The organism is Bacillus massiliglaciei (assembly GCF_900098925.1).
Lineage (GTDB): Bacteria > Bacillota > Bacilli > Bacillales > DSM-1321 > Peribacillus > Peribacillus massiliglaciei.
The window spans coordinates 1-15,967 of the sequence record NZ_LT622354.1; the positions used below are offsets into that span (position 1 = coordinate 1).

Annotated in this window: 16 protein-coding genes; 10 read left to right on the plus strand and 6 right to left on the minus strand. The window is 44.4% G+C overall.

What is annotated here, in order from left to right; genetic code table 11:
• The 3 genes from BQ4305_RS03000 to BQ4305_RS03010 form a co-directional block, all read right to left on the minus strand.
• A partial coding sequence (locus BQ4305_RS03000; protein ID WP_199880530.1) for a transposase occupies nt 1-704 on the minus strand: 704 nt, incomplete at its 3' end.
• 279 nt (nt 705-983) lie between these two features.
• Nucleotides 984-2,906 carry a heavy metal translocating P-type ATPase gene (locus BQ4305_RS03005; protein WP_110926409.1) on the minus strand — a complete coding sequence of 641 codons (1,923 nt, stop codon included), beginning with the start codon at nt 2,904-2,906 and terminating at the stop codon, nt 984-986.
• Between the two features lie 248 nt (nt 2,907-3,154).
• Nucleotides 3,155-4,324, minus strand: a complete 1,170-nt coding sequence (locus BQ4305_RS03010) for an MFS transporter (RefSeq protein ID WP_110926410.1) — start codon at nt 4,322-4,324, stop codon at nt 3,155-3,157.
• Nucleotides 4,325-4,586: 262 nt separating this feature from the next.
• Between BQ4305_RS03010 and cax the strand changes: the two genes are divergently transcribed.
• On the plus strand, nt 4,587-5,648 hold the full coding sequence (cax, locus tag BQ4305_RS03015) for a calcium/proton exchanger (protein ID WP_110926411.1): 1,062 nt from the start codon (nt 4,587-4,589) through the stop codon (nt 5,646-5,648).
• A gap of 458 nt (nt 5,649-6,106) precedes the next feature.
• Entirely contained in the window at nt 6,107-6,922 is an 816-nt protein-coding gene (locus BQ4305_RS03020) for a YfkD famly protein (protein WP_110926510.1), read from the plus strand.
• Nucleotides 6,923-6,990: 68 nt separating this feature from the next.
• Here BQ4305_RS03020 and yfkAB read toward each other — a convergent pair whose 3' ends face one another.
• Nucleotides 6,991-8,112, minus strand: coding sequence for a radical SAM/CxCxxxxC motif protein YfkAB (yfkAB, locus tag BQ4305_RS03025; protein WP_110926412.1), 1,122 nt, complete (start codon nt 8,110-8,112; stop codon nt 6,991-6,993).
• A gap of 140 nt (nt 8,113-8,252) precedes the next feature.
• Between yfkAB and BQ4305_RS03030 the strand changes: the two genes are divergently transcribed.
• The 8 genes from BQ4305_RS03030 (at nt 8,253) to BQ4305_RS03050 (ending at nt 12,930) form a co-directional block, all read left to right on the plus strand.
• Nucleotides 8,253-8,441: an SE1561 family protein gene (locus BQ4305_RS03030; RefSeq protein WP_110926413.1), complete on the plus strand. Its 189-nt coding sequence runs from the start codon at nt 8,253-8,255 to the stop codon at nt 8,439-8,441.
• Nucleotides 8,442-8,605: 164 nt separating this feature from the next.
• A complete protein-coding gene (locus tag BQ4305_RS03035) occupies nt 8,606-9,412 on the plus strand; it encodes a carbon-nitrogen hydrolase family protein (protein WP_110926414.1) in 807 nt (268 codons plus the stop codon).
• Complete coding sequence (locus BQ4305_RS21775) at nt 9,409-9,828, plus strand: SLC5/6 family protein (protein WP_234396856.1); 420 nt, start codon at nt 9,409-9,411, stop codon at nt 9,826-9,828. The genes BQ4305_RS03035 and BQ4305_RS21775 overlap by 4 nt, the downstream gene beginning before the upstream one ends.
• On the plus strand, nt 9,746-10,201 hold the full coding sequence (locus BQ4305_RS21780; protein WP_234396857.1) for a hypothetical protein: 456 nt from the start codon (nt 9,746-9,748) through the stop codon (nt 10,199-10,201). Before BQ4305_RS21775 ends, BQ4305_RS21780 begins: the two co-directional genes overlap by 83 nt.
• Entirely contained in the window at nt 10,195-10,383 is a 189-nt protein-coding gene (locus tag BQ4305_RS21785) for a hypothetical protein (protein ID WP_234396858.1), read from the plus strand. Before BQ4305_RS21780 ends, BQ4305_RS21785 begins: the two co-directional genes overlap by 7 nt.
• Before the next feature lie 21 nt (nt 10,384-10,404).
• On the plus strand, nt 10,405-10,563 hold the full coding sequence (locus BQ4305_RS21230; protein ID WP_199880531.1) for a hypothetical protein: 159 nt from the start codon (nt 10,405-10,407) through the stop codon (nt 10,561-10,563).
• A gap of 358 nt (nt 10,564-10,921) precedes the next feature.
• Nucleotides 10,922-12,502, plus strand: coding sequence for a fumarate hydratase (locus BQ4305_RS03045; RefSeq protein ID WP_110926415.1), 1,581 nt, complete (start codon nt 10,922-10,924; stop codon nt 12,500-12,502).
• Between the two features lie 161 nt (nt 12,503-12,663).
• The gene (locus tag BQ4305_RS03050; protein ID WP_199880532.1) at nt 12,664-12,930 is read left to right on the plus strand and encodes a hypothetical protein; all 267 of its coding nucleotides are present in this window, start codon (nt 12,664-12,666) and stop codon (nt 12,928-12,930) included.
• A gap of 884 nt (nt 12,931-13,814) precedes the next feature.
• Here BQ4305_RS03050 and BQ4305_RS03055 read toward each other — a convergent pair.
• Nucleotides 13,815-15,068: an ABC transporter permease gene (locus BQ4305_RS03055; RefSeq protein ID WP_110926417.1), complete on the minus strand. Its 1,254-nt coding sequence runs from the start codon at nt 15,066-15,068 to the stop codon at nt 13,815-13,817.
• Entirely contained in the window at nt 15,061-15,960 is a 900-nt protein-coding gene (locus BQ4305_RS03060) for an ABC transporter ATP-binding protein (RefSeq protein WP_110926418.1), read from the minus strand. Before BQ4305_RS03060 ends, BQ4305_RS03055 begins: the two co-directional genes overlap by 8 nt.
• Nucleotides 15,961-15,967 lie beyond the last annotated feature (7 nt).

The window sequence follows — 15,967 nt, forward strand, 5'->3', positions numbered from 1 at the left end:
CGGTCCGCAGCCGCATGGAATGAATAAGCAAACTGTTTCGTTCTTTCATCTTTTACATAATAGCCACTTTCAGGATCTGTTGTACTCTCTTTAATCTCCTTAACTTCTTCTTTTTCAAATTTATCTGGTGGGAATGGTTTCTTCCCATGATCAACTCGATCTTGATTCAATTCTTCTTGAAGTTTAGCTTCATATGCCCGAGTCTCTTTACGAACTATCTTCTTTTCGAATTTACGTTTATTCGCGCTTGCTTTAACATGTGTTGAATCGATGAAGACATGGTCAGCACTTAGTAGTCCTTTATCTGCAATTTCTTTAAGAATTCGATAGAAAATCTGTTCAAAGATATCAGTATCTTGGAAACGACGTTCATAATTTTTACCGAAGGTGGAAAAGTGCGGTACTTCTGAATGAAATCCAAACCCTAAAAACCAGCGATAGGCCATATTCGTTTCAATTTCTCTTATGGTTTGACGCATTGAACGAATTCCAAATACATATTGAATAAATGTCATTTTAATTAATACGACTGGATCAACGCTAGGTCGACCTAGTGTTGAATACAGTGATTCAACTAGTGGATAGATGAAAGAAAAATCAATAGCTGATTCAAGCTTTCTGACCAGATGATCCTGTGGTACAAGTTGTTCTATTGTAATCATTTCAATTTGATCACGTTCACTTATTTGATTTCTCGACATCATATCCATTCACCTCAGACATTTATTTAGAAGGAGTTGATTGTAGAGTAGGCGGCGACTCCTGTGGGAAAAGCGTGAAGGCCGATACCCCACAGGAGCAAAGCGACGAGGAGGATTGGGCCACGCCCGCGGAAAGCGTCCGCCGAAACGAAAATCAACTAACACTATTTTAAAAACTATTACTATTATTTTAAAAGAAAAAAGACTGTAGGCAAACTCGAAATTTCGAGTTTGTCTACAGTCTGAAGCGGATCACAGTAAATGTGATCCGCTTTTTTAGATTCAGCCTCTTAGCAGGCGAAGACTGTTAAGGATGACAAGAATGGTACTTCCTTCATGTCCGATCACGCCAAATGGCAGATCAAGAAATTGCAGGAAGTTGGAACAAATCAAAATCATGATAACGGCAATCGAGAAGATGACATTCTGTTTGATAATCCGGTTCATTTTCTTCGACAGTTTGACTGCTTCGGCAATCCGCGGCAGATTGTTCTTCATAAGAACAACATCGGCTGTTTCCAAGGCCACATCGGTTCCTTCTCCCATTGCAATGCCGACAGATGCTGTCGCCAGGGCAGGTGCATCATTGATGCCGTCGCCAACCATCGCGACTGTCCCAAATTTTTCTTTCAGCTTTTTTATTTCTTCGACTTTTGTTTCAGGGAGACACTCCGCAATATAGGCATCGATATGGCTTTGTGCGGCAATGGAATTAGCTGTGCGTTCTCCGTCACCGGTCAGCATCACTGTATAAATGCCTTCCTTTTTCAAAGCTTCGATGGCTCCAATCGTTTCCTGGCGAATCACATCTTTAAGGGTGAGAAGACCGGCAATTCCTTTTTCATCGCGTGCATATACAATGGTTTTGCCTTCAGCGGCTAAGGAAGAAGCAATCCCGCCCATAAATTGTTGAGCATCCTCCTGGCCGACGAATTCGGCCCTGCCTACTTTCCACTCCATTCCACCGAATAGAGCTCTGACACCGAAACCGGAAATATCCTCCATGTCTTGAGGTTTGATCAGATTGCGGTCCAGCTTAGTTTTGGCATACCGGACAATGGCAGAGGCCAATGGGTGGTTCGAATAGTTTTCCACAGATGCAATATGAAAAAGAAATTCTTCTTCTGATAGATCTTTCCGGATGATTACATCGGTTACTTCAGGTTTTCCTTTTGTCAGGGTCCCAGTTTTATCCAGAGCAATAGCTTCCAAGTTCCCAAGGTTTTCAAGATGGACGCCGCCTTTAAACAAGATCCCGCGGCGTGCTCCGTTGGAAATGGCCGACAATGTCGCCGGCATAATCGAAGCGACAAGGGCACACGGTGAAGCGACAACGAGCAGGATCATGGCCCGGTAAAAGGTCTCTGTCCAGCTCCAGCCGAGGACAAAGTGCGGCACAAACATCATCAGCGCCACCACAGCTAATACAATCTTGACATACATTCCTTCAAACCGTTCAATGAACAGCTGGGAAGGGGACCTTTCACTTTGTGCGGATTGCACGAGTGTAATAATTTTTTGGAAAAGCGTTTCACTGTTCGGCTTCGTGATTTCAACTGAAATCGTGCCCCGTAAGTTAACAGTTCCGGCAAACACTTCATCACCTGCGGTCTTGCTGACAGGAAGAGATTCACCGGTGATTGCAGCCTGGTCGAGTGTTGTCTGTCCTTCTGTAATCGTTCCGTCAGATGGGACGCGTTCTCCCGGTTTGACCAAAATGGTATCTCCGACGATAAGCTGGGATACCGGCACTGTTTCTTCATAGCCGTTCGTTATTCTGAGAGCCTCTTCCGGCTGAAGGTTCATCAGCGCAGAAATCTCTTTATGGCTTTTGTTCATTGTATAGGTTTCAAGCGCTCCGCTGAGAGCAAAGATGAAGATCAGGACTGCGCCCTCTGTCCAATAGCCGATGATCGCTGACCCGATCGCTGCTAAAATCATCAGCATTTCTACGTTCAGCTGTTTATCTTCTATCGTATCCTCGATTCCTTCTTTTGCCTTGGCGAAACCGCCGATCACAAAAGCGCTTATATAGATGATGATCGAAGCAGTACCCAAGCCGTTCTTGTCAAGGAGCCAGCCTGCCAGGATCAAAACCCCGCTCAGCAAGGCTGCAATTAATTCGATATGCGGTTTTATTTTTTCAAAGAAAGTAGCTTCAAAGGCAGGGGCTGCCTGTCTCATTTGTTTTGTATCTGTTGCCATTCGTTTTCCCTCCTATTGATATCCATTATCAATTAAACCTTATCTAATTGAGAAAGATACTCATCTTCATTCCCCATAAAATTTGTAAAGCTGCCACTTGAATGAAGTGACAGCGATGAAAACAAGTATGATTGCTATTGATTTTTTCTACCTTTTGTTCATGTTTAAATAATACCACATATTGTATTCTTTTTAAACAATAATGATTCTAATCTAGTAAAAATTTTAAATTGAGATGGGCATCCGTTTTAAAGGGATGCCTGAAGTTTCTTTTCTTTAAAAGATAGGAGGGCGAAGATAATCAGCAGCAGCAAGATCCCAATCATAAAGAACATACTGCCGCCATTCAGATATTGGATGGCCAGCCCGCCTAAGAATGGGCCAATAATGCTCCCAAGACTGAAGAAAATCCCGCATAACAGGTTTCCAGACGGAAGCAGGGAGTCTGGAAGCAGGTCAGCCATATAGCTGATTCCGAGAGAAAAGGTAGAACCGACCATTGCCCCGGCTAACAGAAAGCAGATAAACAGGCCGATGGATGAAGAATGGAGAAAGCCGGCACCTGTAAATATAAGCATCCCTGCAGTAAGAACGAAAAGCAAAATGTTGCGCCGTCCATATTTGTCACTCAGCATCCCCAGCGGTATTTGTGTGAATAAGGTTCCGAAGGAAAAAGCGGGAAGAATGATGGATACAGCCGTCAGTTCCAATCCCGACCGCAGGGCAAGAACCGGAAAGTTACTGTTCAGGGAAGCTTCCAGCACACCGTAGGCGAACGGAGGGAGGAAGGCAGCCCAGGCATAGCGGCTTGCTCTCTTGAATCGTTTCAGCGTTTGGGAGAGGGAATCCTTCGGTGCATCCAATTCCGCCGCCGGTCTTTCATTTTTTAGAAAAAGAATCGTCATCCACATGATCAGGCTGAGTGCTGAGGTCATAAAAAAGGGAAGTGCTTCATTCACTTCCAGCAGCTTTGTCATCAATGGACCTGCCATGAAGCCCATGCTGAAAAATAATCCGTAAATGGCAATATTCCGCCCCCGTTTTGACAAAGGAGTGGCGGCGGTAATCCATGTCTGGGTTGAGAAGTGCAGCATATGGTCGCCGATTCCGATCAGCAGCCGGAGGACAAACCAAAACCAGAAGGATTTTCCTATGGGGAATAACGCCAGTGCAATGATAACGGTCAAGCCGCCTATTAAGATCATCGGTTTATAGCCGAATTTGCGGAGCGGGGCTTCCATTAAAGGGGAGGCAATCAGGACCCCTAAATAGATCGATGTGGCATGCAGTCCGTTTAATGAAGAACTGATTCCGTCATGTTCGAATATGACGGCGATAACCGGCAGAAGCATTCCTTGCGAAAAGCCGGAAATACCGACGAGGCAAACTAAAATTCCTATCAGCCATTTTTGATTCATGATTTTCTCCTATTAATGCATTAAATGATGTAAAAGCAGGGTAAAGTGTGAAGGTCTGGAGCCATACCTTTTTATAGTAAATGGGGCAGGAAGGATTAGGCAAGAAGTATTTGGGGAAAGTTTGAAAAGGAAGGGGGCGGGAAATGATAGGCATTTTACAGCTTGTGTATTTAGCCGCTGCGCCGTAAAATAAACATTGCTGTATACATATTATTTTAAAGGAGCATGAGTTCAGATGCTCTATATAGAAAGGTGAGGAAACATGGCCAATAAAATATTCTTGGCACTTGTAATTATAGGAATTCCTTTGTCTGTCATTGGCTCATTCCTTCATTGGTCAGGCATTCTGATGTTTGCCATTTACTGCTTAACCATTATTGCGTTATCGAGTTTCATGGGAAGGGCAACTGAAAGTTTGGCTGTTGTTATGGGACCGAGAATTGGCGGACTTCTGAATGCAACATTCGGAAACGCAGTCGAGCTGATCATTGCCATCTTCTCATTACAGGCCGGTTTGATCGGCGTTGTGCTTGCGTCCTTAACCGGATCGGTACTAGGTAACCTGCTGCTTGTAGCGGGGCTGTCCTTTTTCATAGGAGGGACTAAATACAAACGTCAGAAATTCAACGTCTATGATGCCAGGCATAACGCTGGGCTGCTCATATTCGCGGTAGTGGTCGCCTTCGTCATACCGGAAGTGTTCACACAGAATATGGCCGAAACGTCCACCATGTCTTTGAGCATCGGCATCTCCATTATCATGATTATCCTATACTTAGCTGCTCTGTTCTTTAAGCTTGTAACACATCGCGGGGTTTATCAGCCTGCAGCGGATGCGGAGAATCCACATGAAGAAGAAGTGCCGGAATGGGGAAAGAAGAAGGCAATGGCCGTTCTGGCAGGGGCTACACTTGCTGTTGCTTATGTATCGGAAAAACTCGTCCATACCTTTCATGAAGTGGGTGAGACTCTTGGGTGGTCTGAGCTGTTCATCGGGGTCATCATCGTTGCCATCGTCGGTAATGCAGCCGAGCATGCATCTGCCATCATCATGGCCTACAAAAATAAAATGGATGTTGCGGTTGAAATTGCAATCGGGTCTACCTTGCAAGTCGCGATGTTCGTAGCGCCGGTACTTGTGCTGGTATCCTTGTTCTTCCCGGTTTCCATGCCGCTTGTGTTCACACTTCCGGAGCTGATCTCCATGGTGACGGCTGTCTTCCTGATGGTCATGATTTCGAATGATGGGGAAACGAACTGGTTTGAAGGACTCACACTGCTTGCTGCCTACTTTATTATGGGAATTGGGTTCTATCTCTTATAAGGCATAAAAAATGACTCTGCTTCTGAATGATGCAGAGTCATTTTTATTTGGCTTTATTATTTTGCATACACGTTAATCCAAAATTAATCATCAATTTTACAATTTTAACTATTTTAAAAGAAGCAGTTTTACTTGAAATTGAAGAAATTAATTCTAGAGAATGTCACATCCTTTCCATTGATAGGCCGTGTCAGCGATTTCGGTCATCCTTTTTCCGTTTGTCCGTCTGGCTGGGCTTATACGCATACCCCCTTATAATGATAAAACGGTGAACGATTTCGCCTCCTTTTAAAGTGGATATCTGAAGTATATAACAAATAATAAGTTTTGTAAATATTCAGATATTTACAAAATAGTTACAAAATTCGGCTCTGCTTCTCTTTTCTGCCATGAATAGAAAAGGGGGGCTTAACAGAATCTATAAAAAAATGATGTTTTTTCTGAAAGGAGCCAACAGCATGAAACGTCTATTTATGGTTAGTGTTATTCTTGTTTTATCTCTCCTTCATTCTGAAAATGTCCTGTCAGCCAAGTCTGTTCAGGAAAAAGTAACTTCAGCCAAAATGACGGTGCCGCCGTCTGTCCTGAATATAGCAAAAGAGAATACGTATCCAAACCCAACTCAAGATCTGCCGCTGCTTCAGCCAAGCAAGCTTGCCAAGCAGCTGCTTGAAACGGCAGACATTAAAATCGAAAACCCTGAATTGGTTCATATGCTGAATGAATCGGCGATTTCGAAGTCGCCCCTTTCTTTCCTGGGCAATAAAGCAACGATTTATCTTGGGCATTGGGCACTGAATTACGAATCGACAGAGACAGCCCCAAACTGGGAATATCAAAAAATAAACACCAATTTCTTTGATAATCGGGGAGGCATTTCTCCGCATAAGCTTCACTATGTACAGGAAAGTCAAAAAACCGTCCGCGGCGGACTGACTGCCAAAATTCCAGCGGCCGATGATGTCCAGAAAATGATGCTGCTTAAAGCCACTGAAAAAACAAATTTGCCGCTTGCCTTTGAAACAATAGTCGGCAGCGGCACAAAGAAAGATCAGGTCTACAATATTCCGCCGAAACGGCTTGGGTATCTTTACAGCTATGCCTCTGCCGTCAATGAGAAAGGCAAAGTCACATATGGAGAAGTTTACTTGAACCTGCGCGGTTCCAAGCGCGCTCTTTTAATAAAAAATGTCACATCCCAAGGCATTGGAGCCTGGATTCCTGTGCAGGATCACCTGGCATTCAGCTTTACGACATCCCAGCTGCCGAGATAAGGCTTACCGGAAAAAGGAAAGAGCCGACTGGGAAACGAAAAAAACTCGCCAAAGCGGCGAGTTTTTCTTTAGATGTTTGTTTTTCGAATCTGGAAATCGGTATTTGGATAGTACGCATTTTTTACAAGGACATTGGGTCCGAGACATTTGACAGAAGGACAATGGCAGTTCAGCTCTTTAGCAAGGCGTGAGTCCATCCATGTCTGATAGGAATCGGTCAAAGGACGTTCTTTGATGTTCCCGAGAGAAGGAGCATCACCAAAGTCTGTAACGATAACGTCCCCTGTGAAAATATTGACATTCAACCGGGAGCGGCCGTCCGGGTCGTTGCGGACGGTCACATTCTTTTCGGTGCGAAGCCTTTTTAACAGAGCCAGATCCTCCGCATTATTGCTGCATGGATAAAATGGAAGGGTGCCGAACAGCATCCAGACATTTTGATCTCTAATATCGAGGAGATCGTGGATCGCCTTCCGCATCTGCTCCAGTGAGAGAGTTTCCAAGGCTGATGCAAAATCGGACGGGTACATCGGGTGCACCTCGTGCCGCTGACAGCCCATTTCCTCCACAATTTGTTTGTGGATATGAGCAAGATGGGGCAATGTCCGCTTGTTCAGCATCGTTTCTGCGGAAACCAATACGCCGGCGGCCGTTAAGGCCCGGGAATTCTCAATGATCCGGTCGAATAACTTTCTTCTTTGTTCGCGGGTCGGTTTTCTTTCCATCATTGCAAATCCTGTATCGATGAATTCATCAATGGTTCCCCAGTTATGAGAAATGTGAAGAACATCCAGATAGGGGATAATCTCTTCATATCGTTCCAGGTCCAGTGTCAGATTGGAATTGATCTGAGTGCGGACGCCGCGGCTCCGGGCATACTTGAGCAGGGGCAGTACATAATTTTTAACCGATTTCCTGGACAGCATCGGTTCTCCGCCCGTGATGCTCAGTGAACGAAGATGCGGGATTTCATCAAGGCGCTGTGTCAGCAGCTCCAATGGCAGTGCATCTGGATCTTTCGGTTGCAGGGTATAACCAACCGCACAATGTTCGCAGCGCATGTTACAAAGAGTGGTTGTAGTGAATTCGACATTGGTCAGTGTCATTTTTCCATATTGTTCGACGTCCATATATGCTTCCCAAGGGTCGTGTTTGGGACTGATAGGTGTTATGGTTTGTTCATTTATCATTGTAAAAGACTCCTTACTAATACTTGCATTAACCCATTATGAACAAAAGGGACAAATAATGCAATGAAGGGAATTTGAACATTGCATAACTTCCGTTTATTCGGTACCCTTGTAAATAGAATGAAAAGGGAGCGTGCATCATGGGCAAATCCATCCAAAATAAAGACGATCAATTAACCTATCTGAAGGACCGCCTGACATTATTTATGGAGGTCATCGACCGAATCGAGCCTGAAACAGCGGAACTAGAAGATATCGACAGGCTGATCGAGATGATTGATGACATTGAAGTGAAGGTAGAACAGTTTAAAAAAAGAAGCGAGTCCTGATCAGGATATGAAAAAGAACGGGAAAATAGAAGTCCGCGCCGATATGGCTGCGGGCTTTTTTACATAATGTCCAGGCTGTTTTATGACTGTTAGACAGTATGTCTATACCTAAATGACAAACTATTCTGTAAAATAGGTCTAATACTTTCTGAGGGGGAGCAGTCATGAAGCTGTCATTAGCGCAATTCCAGCCGGTGCTTTTAAACAAAGAGGAAAACTTAAAATCTATGTACAGATATATAAAGGAAGCATCCGCCAAAAACTGTGACATCATTTTATTTCCGGAACTCGCGTTAACGGGTTATTTCACAAGAGAGAATACGCTTGAAATGGCCGAAGATCTGCACGGCGAAAGCATTTCCAGACTGAAGGGATGGGCTAAACAATATAATATAATGATCGCCGCCGGCTTTCCTGAGAAGAAAGATGGAAGGATTTATAATTCGGCAGTCTTGATTGACCGTCACGGGGAAGTGCTTGGCACTTATCAAAAGGTGCATCTTTGGGATGAAGAGAATAAGTATTTTACACCGGGGGACAATTTTCCTGTCTGGAAAACAGAGCTTGGCATGATAGGGATCATGATTTGCTATGATACAGAATTTCCGGAAACGGCCAGGACACTGGCTCGAAAAGGCGCTGAAATTATCCTGGCTCCTACCGCCAATATGACGCCGCTTGAGCATTCTCAAAAAATATACATACAAAGCCGTGCGTTAGAAAACCAAATTTTTGTAGCAACTGCCAATCGAATCGGCATAGAAGAACAAACCCATTTTTTCGGGGAAAGTGCGGCATCCAGCCCATTTGGGGAATTGCTGATCTTTGGCGATGGAGAAGAGGGCCAGTATTATACGGACATTGATTTGAATCAAATCAAGGAAGCGAGAGCAGCCTTTTATTACTTAAATGACCGCCGTGATTCGCGATTATACCAGCTCGAAGGACGAGAGGAGCCATCCGCAAAATGAACAGTGCGCTTATGGGGTATGGCATTATTGGTTTTACCATCATACTGACTTTGATATCGGCGGTCATTAATAAAAAGGATTCGGCACAAAATGTGGATGACTTATTAACAGCCGGCCGGAAGGTGCCGTTTGGGCTGGTAGCCGCGAGTGTTTGTGTCGCCTGGATTTGGACCGGAACGATCATGGCCTCTTCTGAAGCAAGTGTCTGGTACGGAATCAATGGCGGCTTCAATTATGCATGGGGCGCTGTTGTGCCGTTTATCATTTTTATTCCGATTGCACTGAGGCTCCGGAAAATTATGCCGAAGACGAAAACCTTCGTGGAGTTTATTCGTGAGCGGTTCGGCCAATATTTATCTGGTGTTCGGTGTTGTTGTATGTGTCATGCTGGCGGTCGGAATGGCGTATGCGTTTGAATATACGTTTTATTTACATTATAAAATCGTGGCCTTCCTGTCTGCGATTCTCTTTTCAAGCTTTATTGCCATGGCCGGATTAAAAGGGTCCATTTATAATTCAGTTTTTCAATTTTTTGTCATTATGATTGTCATTTTTGTAACGATTCCATTGATTGTGAAAGCAATTGGGTTAGAAAATATGTATGAAGGAATGCTGAATGCGGTGACAGATACGAGCCATCCGCAGCATAACCCGGATGCATTAAACTTTTTCGGACCTGCAGGCTGGAGGTACGGACTCAGCGGAATCCTGTTCGCGGCGCCGACCGCTTCTCTTATTTTCGGTCTGTGGTCGCCAAGGCTGAATCAAAAGGTGGCTTTATTATGTTAGCGGGAGGATTAACAGCATACTTTATGATTACAGACGATGAACTCAATTGGTTTATCGGGAATATATTATCCCTTGCCTTGCCCTTTGCTGTGATCTTGCTCGGTTTGCCATTTACCAAGAAGAAATATAATTTCTCACAGCTGAAGGAATATCAGCCGGATCATACTGTACAACATTTATAGAGGGGGACAGCCATATGTCATTTGCCGGCGTTTCAATTTTATCATTGGCTGACATTCATTTGGTGCGGAGCGGGAATGCTTTTTATTGCAGCGGCTTCCATTCGGGAAATTTTCTTTCAAAAAAAGCCTAAGAAGAAAGCAGAAGGCATTTCCGATCCGAAAGATAAGCAGATGATTTAGGTCTTAAGCGAGATGAATGCAAGGTGCCATCTTCCCTGCAAACAGGGCTCCCAGTGAACCGGGGGCTTTTTTTATGAGGAAAAGTATTCATTTTCTTCAGCAGTATCCAGTTTGGAACAGGAATCCAAAGCATTTTCCTTTTTAAGGAAGAAATATATGGTACTTTTCGAATGCGTGGTATAGATGTATAATGATTGAGCTAGTCTTTTTTGAATTTTTTAAAAAGATTATAGGAGCATTAACCAGTATTAAATGAAGGCAATGTGCCAAGCAGGAAAGCCGATAAAAGGGACGGCAGTGCTTAAGGGATAAAGGCATCATGCCAGAGAATCACCAGGGAATAAGAGGGGGAGAAATCATGGATATTGCAAAATTCCAGGAGAGTATGTACAGCTTAGTTGTGGAGACTTCTACGAATTTGCCGAAGGATGTGCGCCGTGCGATCAAGGGGGCGAAAGCACGGGAAAATGCGGGAACTCGTTCAGCACTGAGCCTGGCTACCATCACGAATAATATCACAATGGCTGATGACAATGTTTCGCCAATCTGTCAGGATACAGGACTGCCTACTTTTAAGATCAAGACACCTGTTGGCGTCAACCAACTGGAAATGAAAGAGGCTATCCGCAATGCGATCATACTGGCAACAAAAGGCGGCAAACTCCGTCCAAATGCTGTTGATTCCTTAACAGGGGTAAACAGCGGGGATAACCTGGGCGTCGGACTTCCGGTCATGAAATTCGAACAATGGGAAAAAGACTATATAGATGTACGGTTAATTTTAAAAGGCGGCGGCTGTGAGAATAAAAACATCCAATACAGTCTGCCGACAGAGCTTGAAGGTCTCGGAAAAGCCGGGCGTGATTTGGATGGCGTGCGCAAATGTATTCTTCATTCTGTCTATCAGGCACAGGGACAGGGCTGCAGCGCCGGTTTCATTGGTGTCGGAATTGGGGGAGACCGTTCTTCCGGGTATGATCTAGCGAAAGAACAGCTTTTCCGCAATAGTGAAGATGTGAACCCGAATGAAGATCTTCGCAAGCTTGAAGAATATATTATGGAGCATGCGAACGAACTTGGCATCGGCACAATGGGCTTTGGCGGGGAAACAACGCTTCTTGGCTGTAAAATTGGGGTCATGCACCGGATTCCTGCGAGTTTCTTCGTATCGGTTGCCTACAATTGCTGGTCATTCCGCCGTCTTGGCGTGAAAATCGATCCTGAAACAGGCGCGATACAGGAATGGCTGTATCAGGAAGGCGAGAAGATTGATTTTGCTTTGGAAGCAGCAAAAGAAGCAAAGGCGAAGGCTGAAATTGCAGCAGCTATTGAAAGCGAAGCGGAAGCGGAAGCGCCTCGTGAAGTCGTGCTTCAGGCACCCATTACGGAAGAACAAATCCGTGAATTGAAGGTCGGCGACGTTGTCCATATTAACGGAAGAATGTATACAGGCCGTGATGCCATTCATAAGCATTTGTCTGAACATGATGCACCGATCGATCTTGACGGACAAATTATTTATCACTGCGGACCGGTCATGCTGAAGGATGAAGAGGGCAAATGGTATGTCAAAGCGGCTGGTCCGACAACCAGTATCCGTGAAGAACCATACCAAGGCGACATCATGAAGCGTTTTGGAATCAGGGCTGTGATTGGCAAAGGCGGCATGGGTCCTAAAACGCTTGCGGCCCTGGAAGAGCATGGCGGTGTTTACCTGAATGCGATCGGCGGTGCAGCTCAATATTATGCGGACTGTATTAAATCTGTCGATGGTGTGAATTTCACTGAGTTTGGCATTCCGGAAGCCATGTGGCATTTGAATGTTGAAGGCTTCACAGCTGTTGTCACTATGGATTCTCATGGAAACAGCCTTCACCAGGATGTACAGCAGAGTTCACTTGAAAAGCTGGCACAATTTAAAGAACCTGTTTTTAAATAAAAAAGAATGTAACTGGCAAACTATGAAAAGGAAGAGCTGACGCCGTCGGTTCTTCCTTTTTTTTCTTCTCAGCCAATCTTGTCCCCTGTGGTAAACTTTAGATAGGAGATTATTCCAATTGAGGAATCCGGATGTAATGGAACATGGAAGGAGAACCGTTTGTGACAAAAGAGAATGCACGATTATTCATGACAGTAGGTTTATTAAAAAGTTTGCTTGGCGTATTTCTCCTGTTTTTTAGTGTGCGGTTCGGGATATCACTTGGAGAGAATTGGCTAAGCAGAGAAGGAGAGGCGGATACTTCCCTTTATATAAAGGTCATCAGTGGATATACGAATAGTTTTCTAGCTTGTGGAAGCATCCTGTTAGGAGCGGGACTCTTGGTGCTTTGCTTCGGGTATTATAAGCTGCTGAGCAGAAACAACTAAGGCTCCTCTGAAGACTGTCTGTTAATGTGACAATTTTTCGACATCTTTATAAATCCCTTGATACAGCAGTCTTTCAGGTGTACGATCGTATATATTTTTTAGAAAGAAGAGATAGAAGTGAAGAAACTGATCTTGTTATTTGCAGCCGTGGTTATTGCTCTCTCTGTAGGGCATCAAATCAATGGAGGCTACCGGGATCCCAGAAAACCCCGCCCAAGACATTTTTTTCGTCTGAAATAAGTCTGTTTCCCCAAAAAAGCCCCTCCTATCAGCGGAGGGGCTCAGATTGTCGACAAAAGGCCTTCAGAATGGTCTCATTCTGAAGGCCTTTTGTCTTTTTGAGATTTTCTTAGGTATTTTATGGTCTGATTTTAAGCAAAATGCTCTTCGAGTATTCTATTTTAGACCATAGCCGAAGCTTGCCATGTTCAATTGGCAAGCTTCTTTAAATTCATAGCAGCAAAAGTAAGCATCGCCTGCATGGACAATTTTTTAATGATCCTGTGGTACAAGTTGCTCTATTGTAATCATTTCCATTTGATCACGTTCACTTATTTGATTTTTTGTTATCATATCCATTCACCTCAGACATTTATTTAGAAAGGAGTAGATTGTAGTGTAGGCGGCGACTCCTGCGGGGAAAGCGTGAAGGCCGATACCCCGCAGGAGCAAAGCGACGAGGAGGATTGGGCCACGCCCGCGGAAAGCGACCGCCGAAACGAAAATCAACTAACACTATTTCAAAAACTATTACTATTATTTTAAAAGAAAAAAGACTGTAGGCAAACTCGAATTTCGAGTTTGTCTACAGTCTGAGCCCCTCCATATCAGAGGAGGGGCTTTCCGGAATTTGTTTGTGGATATGAGCAAGATGGGGCAATTTATTAACGGTCTTTTTTAGAAAGCTGTAAAGCTCTTTTCAGACTCTTGAATGTTTTGGCGCTTCCATACATAAGTACACCGCCGCGGTAAACCCGTGCACCAATTATGCCAAGAAGAATAATCGTTGCAAGCAGGATACCGATACTTAAAGCAACTTCCCAGAATGGGACCTGCAGCATGCCGACACGCATGAACATGATCATCGGACTGAAGAATGGAATGAACGATGTTACCGTAATATAAGGAGCCGATGGGTTGCTCAGGCCAAACATGGCGAGCATGAAGGCAACAACCACAAGCATGGTCATCGGCGATATCATCTGCTGTACATCTTCAATCCGGCTGACAACCGATCCGAGGCAGGCAGCAAGGGTGGCATAAAGGAAATAGCCCAGCAAAGAAAAGACAATCGCATACACAATGGTAGAGGCGTTCGTACTTCCGAAACCGAAAAAGGAGAAGAAACCTTCATTCATGTCGCTGAGATTTGACCTGATGGAAAAATAGCCGACAGCAAAAAACAAAATCATCTGGGTAAGACTGAGCAGGGCGATTCCGATAATCTTCGCAAACATTTGAGTGATAGGCGGTACGCTGGAAATAAGGATTTCCATCACTCTGGAGGTCTTCTCCGTTGCAACCTCCATCGCAATCATAGAAGCGTACATTAACACCCCAAAGTAAATGACGAAGAGGAGCACATAGACAAGCCCGCGGGCTTGATTTAGATCTTCTTCCGTTTTCGCATTCTTTTCTAAGGCGACTGTTTGAAATGCAGGAGGCGTGTTCAATTCAGCCATTTGTTCAGAAGTGAGATTCATTTTTTCAGCTGCCATTCTGCTTTTCAGCTGAGTCAGAACGAGAAGCAGCTCATCACTCGTCGTTGTATCGGAAATTTGATTCGCTTTGTATGTGCCGCGGATGCCTTCTTCCGCATTGCCTTCCATCAGCAGGTAACCGTCAATCTTTTCATCTCTGATCAGCTTTTCCGCTTCTTTTTCAGAAGCAGCTTGAAGCAGCTCTGTCTCTGTTTTCATTGCATTGGCTTCTGCTTGATAGGCCGCGAATAAATTTTCTCCGCTATGGTCGATGACAGCAATTTTCGTTTCATCATCACCGCCGAAGGAATCAATCAGTTTGGAAATATTGCTCATGACAAGAATAAGAGCAAGAATAATGGCTGTTGAGATAATGAACGATTTTGTTTTTAGCTTGGACATGTAGGTATGTGACAGGACAATCCAGAACTTATTCATATGCCGCACCTACTTTCTCAATGAATATGTCATTCAATGAAGGCTCTTCCAGTTCAAATTTCCGGACAAATCCGCGCGGAACTAAATCCTGAATGATACTGGCTGCCACATCTTCTCCGGTCACCTGAAGAAGCTTGCCTTCCGGCGTTGTTTTCACTTTGGTTACACCGGGATAGGTATCCAAAAAGGATAAATCGAAATCGGCACGGATGGACACATTCTTTTTCCCGAAGGAGCGTTTAATATCCTTCAGTTTCCCGGCTACAACAGGGGCACCGCGATGCATAATGCATAAATGCTCACACATTTCCTCGACATGCTCCATGCGGTGGCTGGAAAAGACGATTGTTGTTCCGGCATCCCGGAGATCAATCACGGCTTTTTTCAGCATCTCTACATTGAGAGGATCCAGTCCGCTGAACGGCTCGTCCAAAATCAGAAGCTTCGGCTTGTGGATCATGGCACTGATCAGCTGAATCTTTTGCTGGTTTCCTTTCGATAATTCTTCGACGCGTTTCTCTAAGTATTCCGGAACTTTAAACCGATCCAGCCAGTATTCCAATTCTGTGAGGGCATCCTGCTTATTCATGCCCCGCAGCCTGGCCAGATAAACGATTTGGTCACGGACCTTCAGCTTCGGATACAATCCGCGTTCCTCAGGCAGATATCCGATCGAAGCGCTTGTGGAATAATCAATTTTCTCTCCATTCCAGGCAATGCTTCCTTCTGTCGGTTCGAGAAGGCCGAGAATCATACGGAATGTAGTTGTTTTTCCGGCTCCATTCCCGCCCAAAAAACCAAACATTTCATTCTCAGGAATTGTCAGGTTGAGATTGTTTACTGCAGTAAAATCACCGAACTTCTTTGTTACATCTTTAATTTGTAACGCCAATTTGGCA

What these genes read in the sequence shown, in the direction of transcription:
- BQ4305_RS03005 (WP_110926409.1), bottom strand. Translation starts at nt 2,906, where the DNA reads ATGGCAACAGATACAAAACAAATGAGACAGGCAGCCCCTGCCTTTGAA.
- BQ4305_RS03010 (WP_110926410.1), bottom strand. Translation starts at nt 4,324, where the DNA reads ATGAATCAAAAATGGCTGATAGGAATTTTAGTTTGCCTCGTCGGTATT.
- cax (WP_110926411.1), top strand. Translation starts at nt 4,587, where the DNA reads ATGGCCAATAAAATATTCTTGGCACTTGTAATTATAGGAATTCCTTTG.
- BQ4305_RS03020 (WP_110926510.1), top strand. Translation starts at nt 6,107, where the DNA reads ATGAAACGTCTATTTATGGTTAGTGTTATTCTTGTTTTATCTCTCCTT.
- yfkAB (WP_110926412.1), bottom strand. Translation starts at nt 8,112, where the DNA reads ATGATAAATGAACAAACCATAACACCTATCAGTCCCAAACACGACCCT.
- BQ4305_RS03030 (WP_110926413.1), top strand. Translation starts at nt 8,253, where the DNA reads ATGGGCAAATCCATCCAAAATAAAGACGATCAATTAACCTATCTGAAG.
- BQ4305_RS03035 (WP_110926414.1), top strand. Translation starts at nt 8,606, where the DNA reads ATGAAGCTGTCATTAGCGCAATTCCAGCCGGTGCTTTTAAACAAAGAG.
- BQ4305_RS21775 (WP_234396856.1), top strand. Translation starts at nt 9,409, where the DNA reads ATGAACAGTGCGCTTATGGGGTATGGCATTATTGGTTTTACCATCATA.
- BQ4305_RS21785 (WP_234396858.1), top strand. Translation starts at nt 10,195, where the DNA reads ATGTTAGCGGGAGGATTAACAGCATACTTTATGATTACAGACGATGAA.
- BQ4305_RS03045 (WP_110926415.1), top strand. Translation starts at nt 10,922, where the DNA reads ATGGATATTGCAAAATTCCAGGAGAGTATGTACAGCTTAGTTGTGGAG.
- BQ4305_RS03055 (WP_110926417.1), bottom strand. Translation starts at nt 15,068, where the DNA reads ATGAATAAGTTCTGGATTGTCCTGTCACATACCTACATGTCCAAGCTA.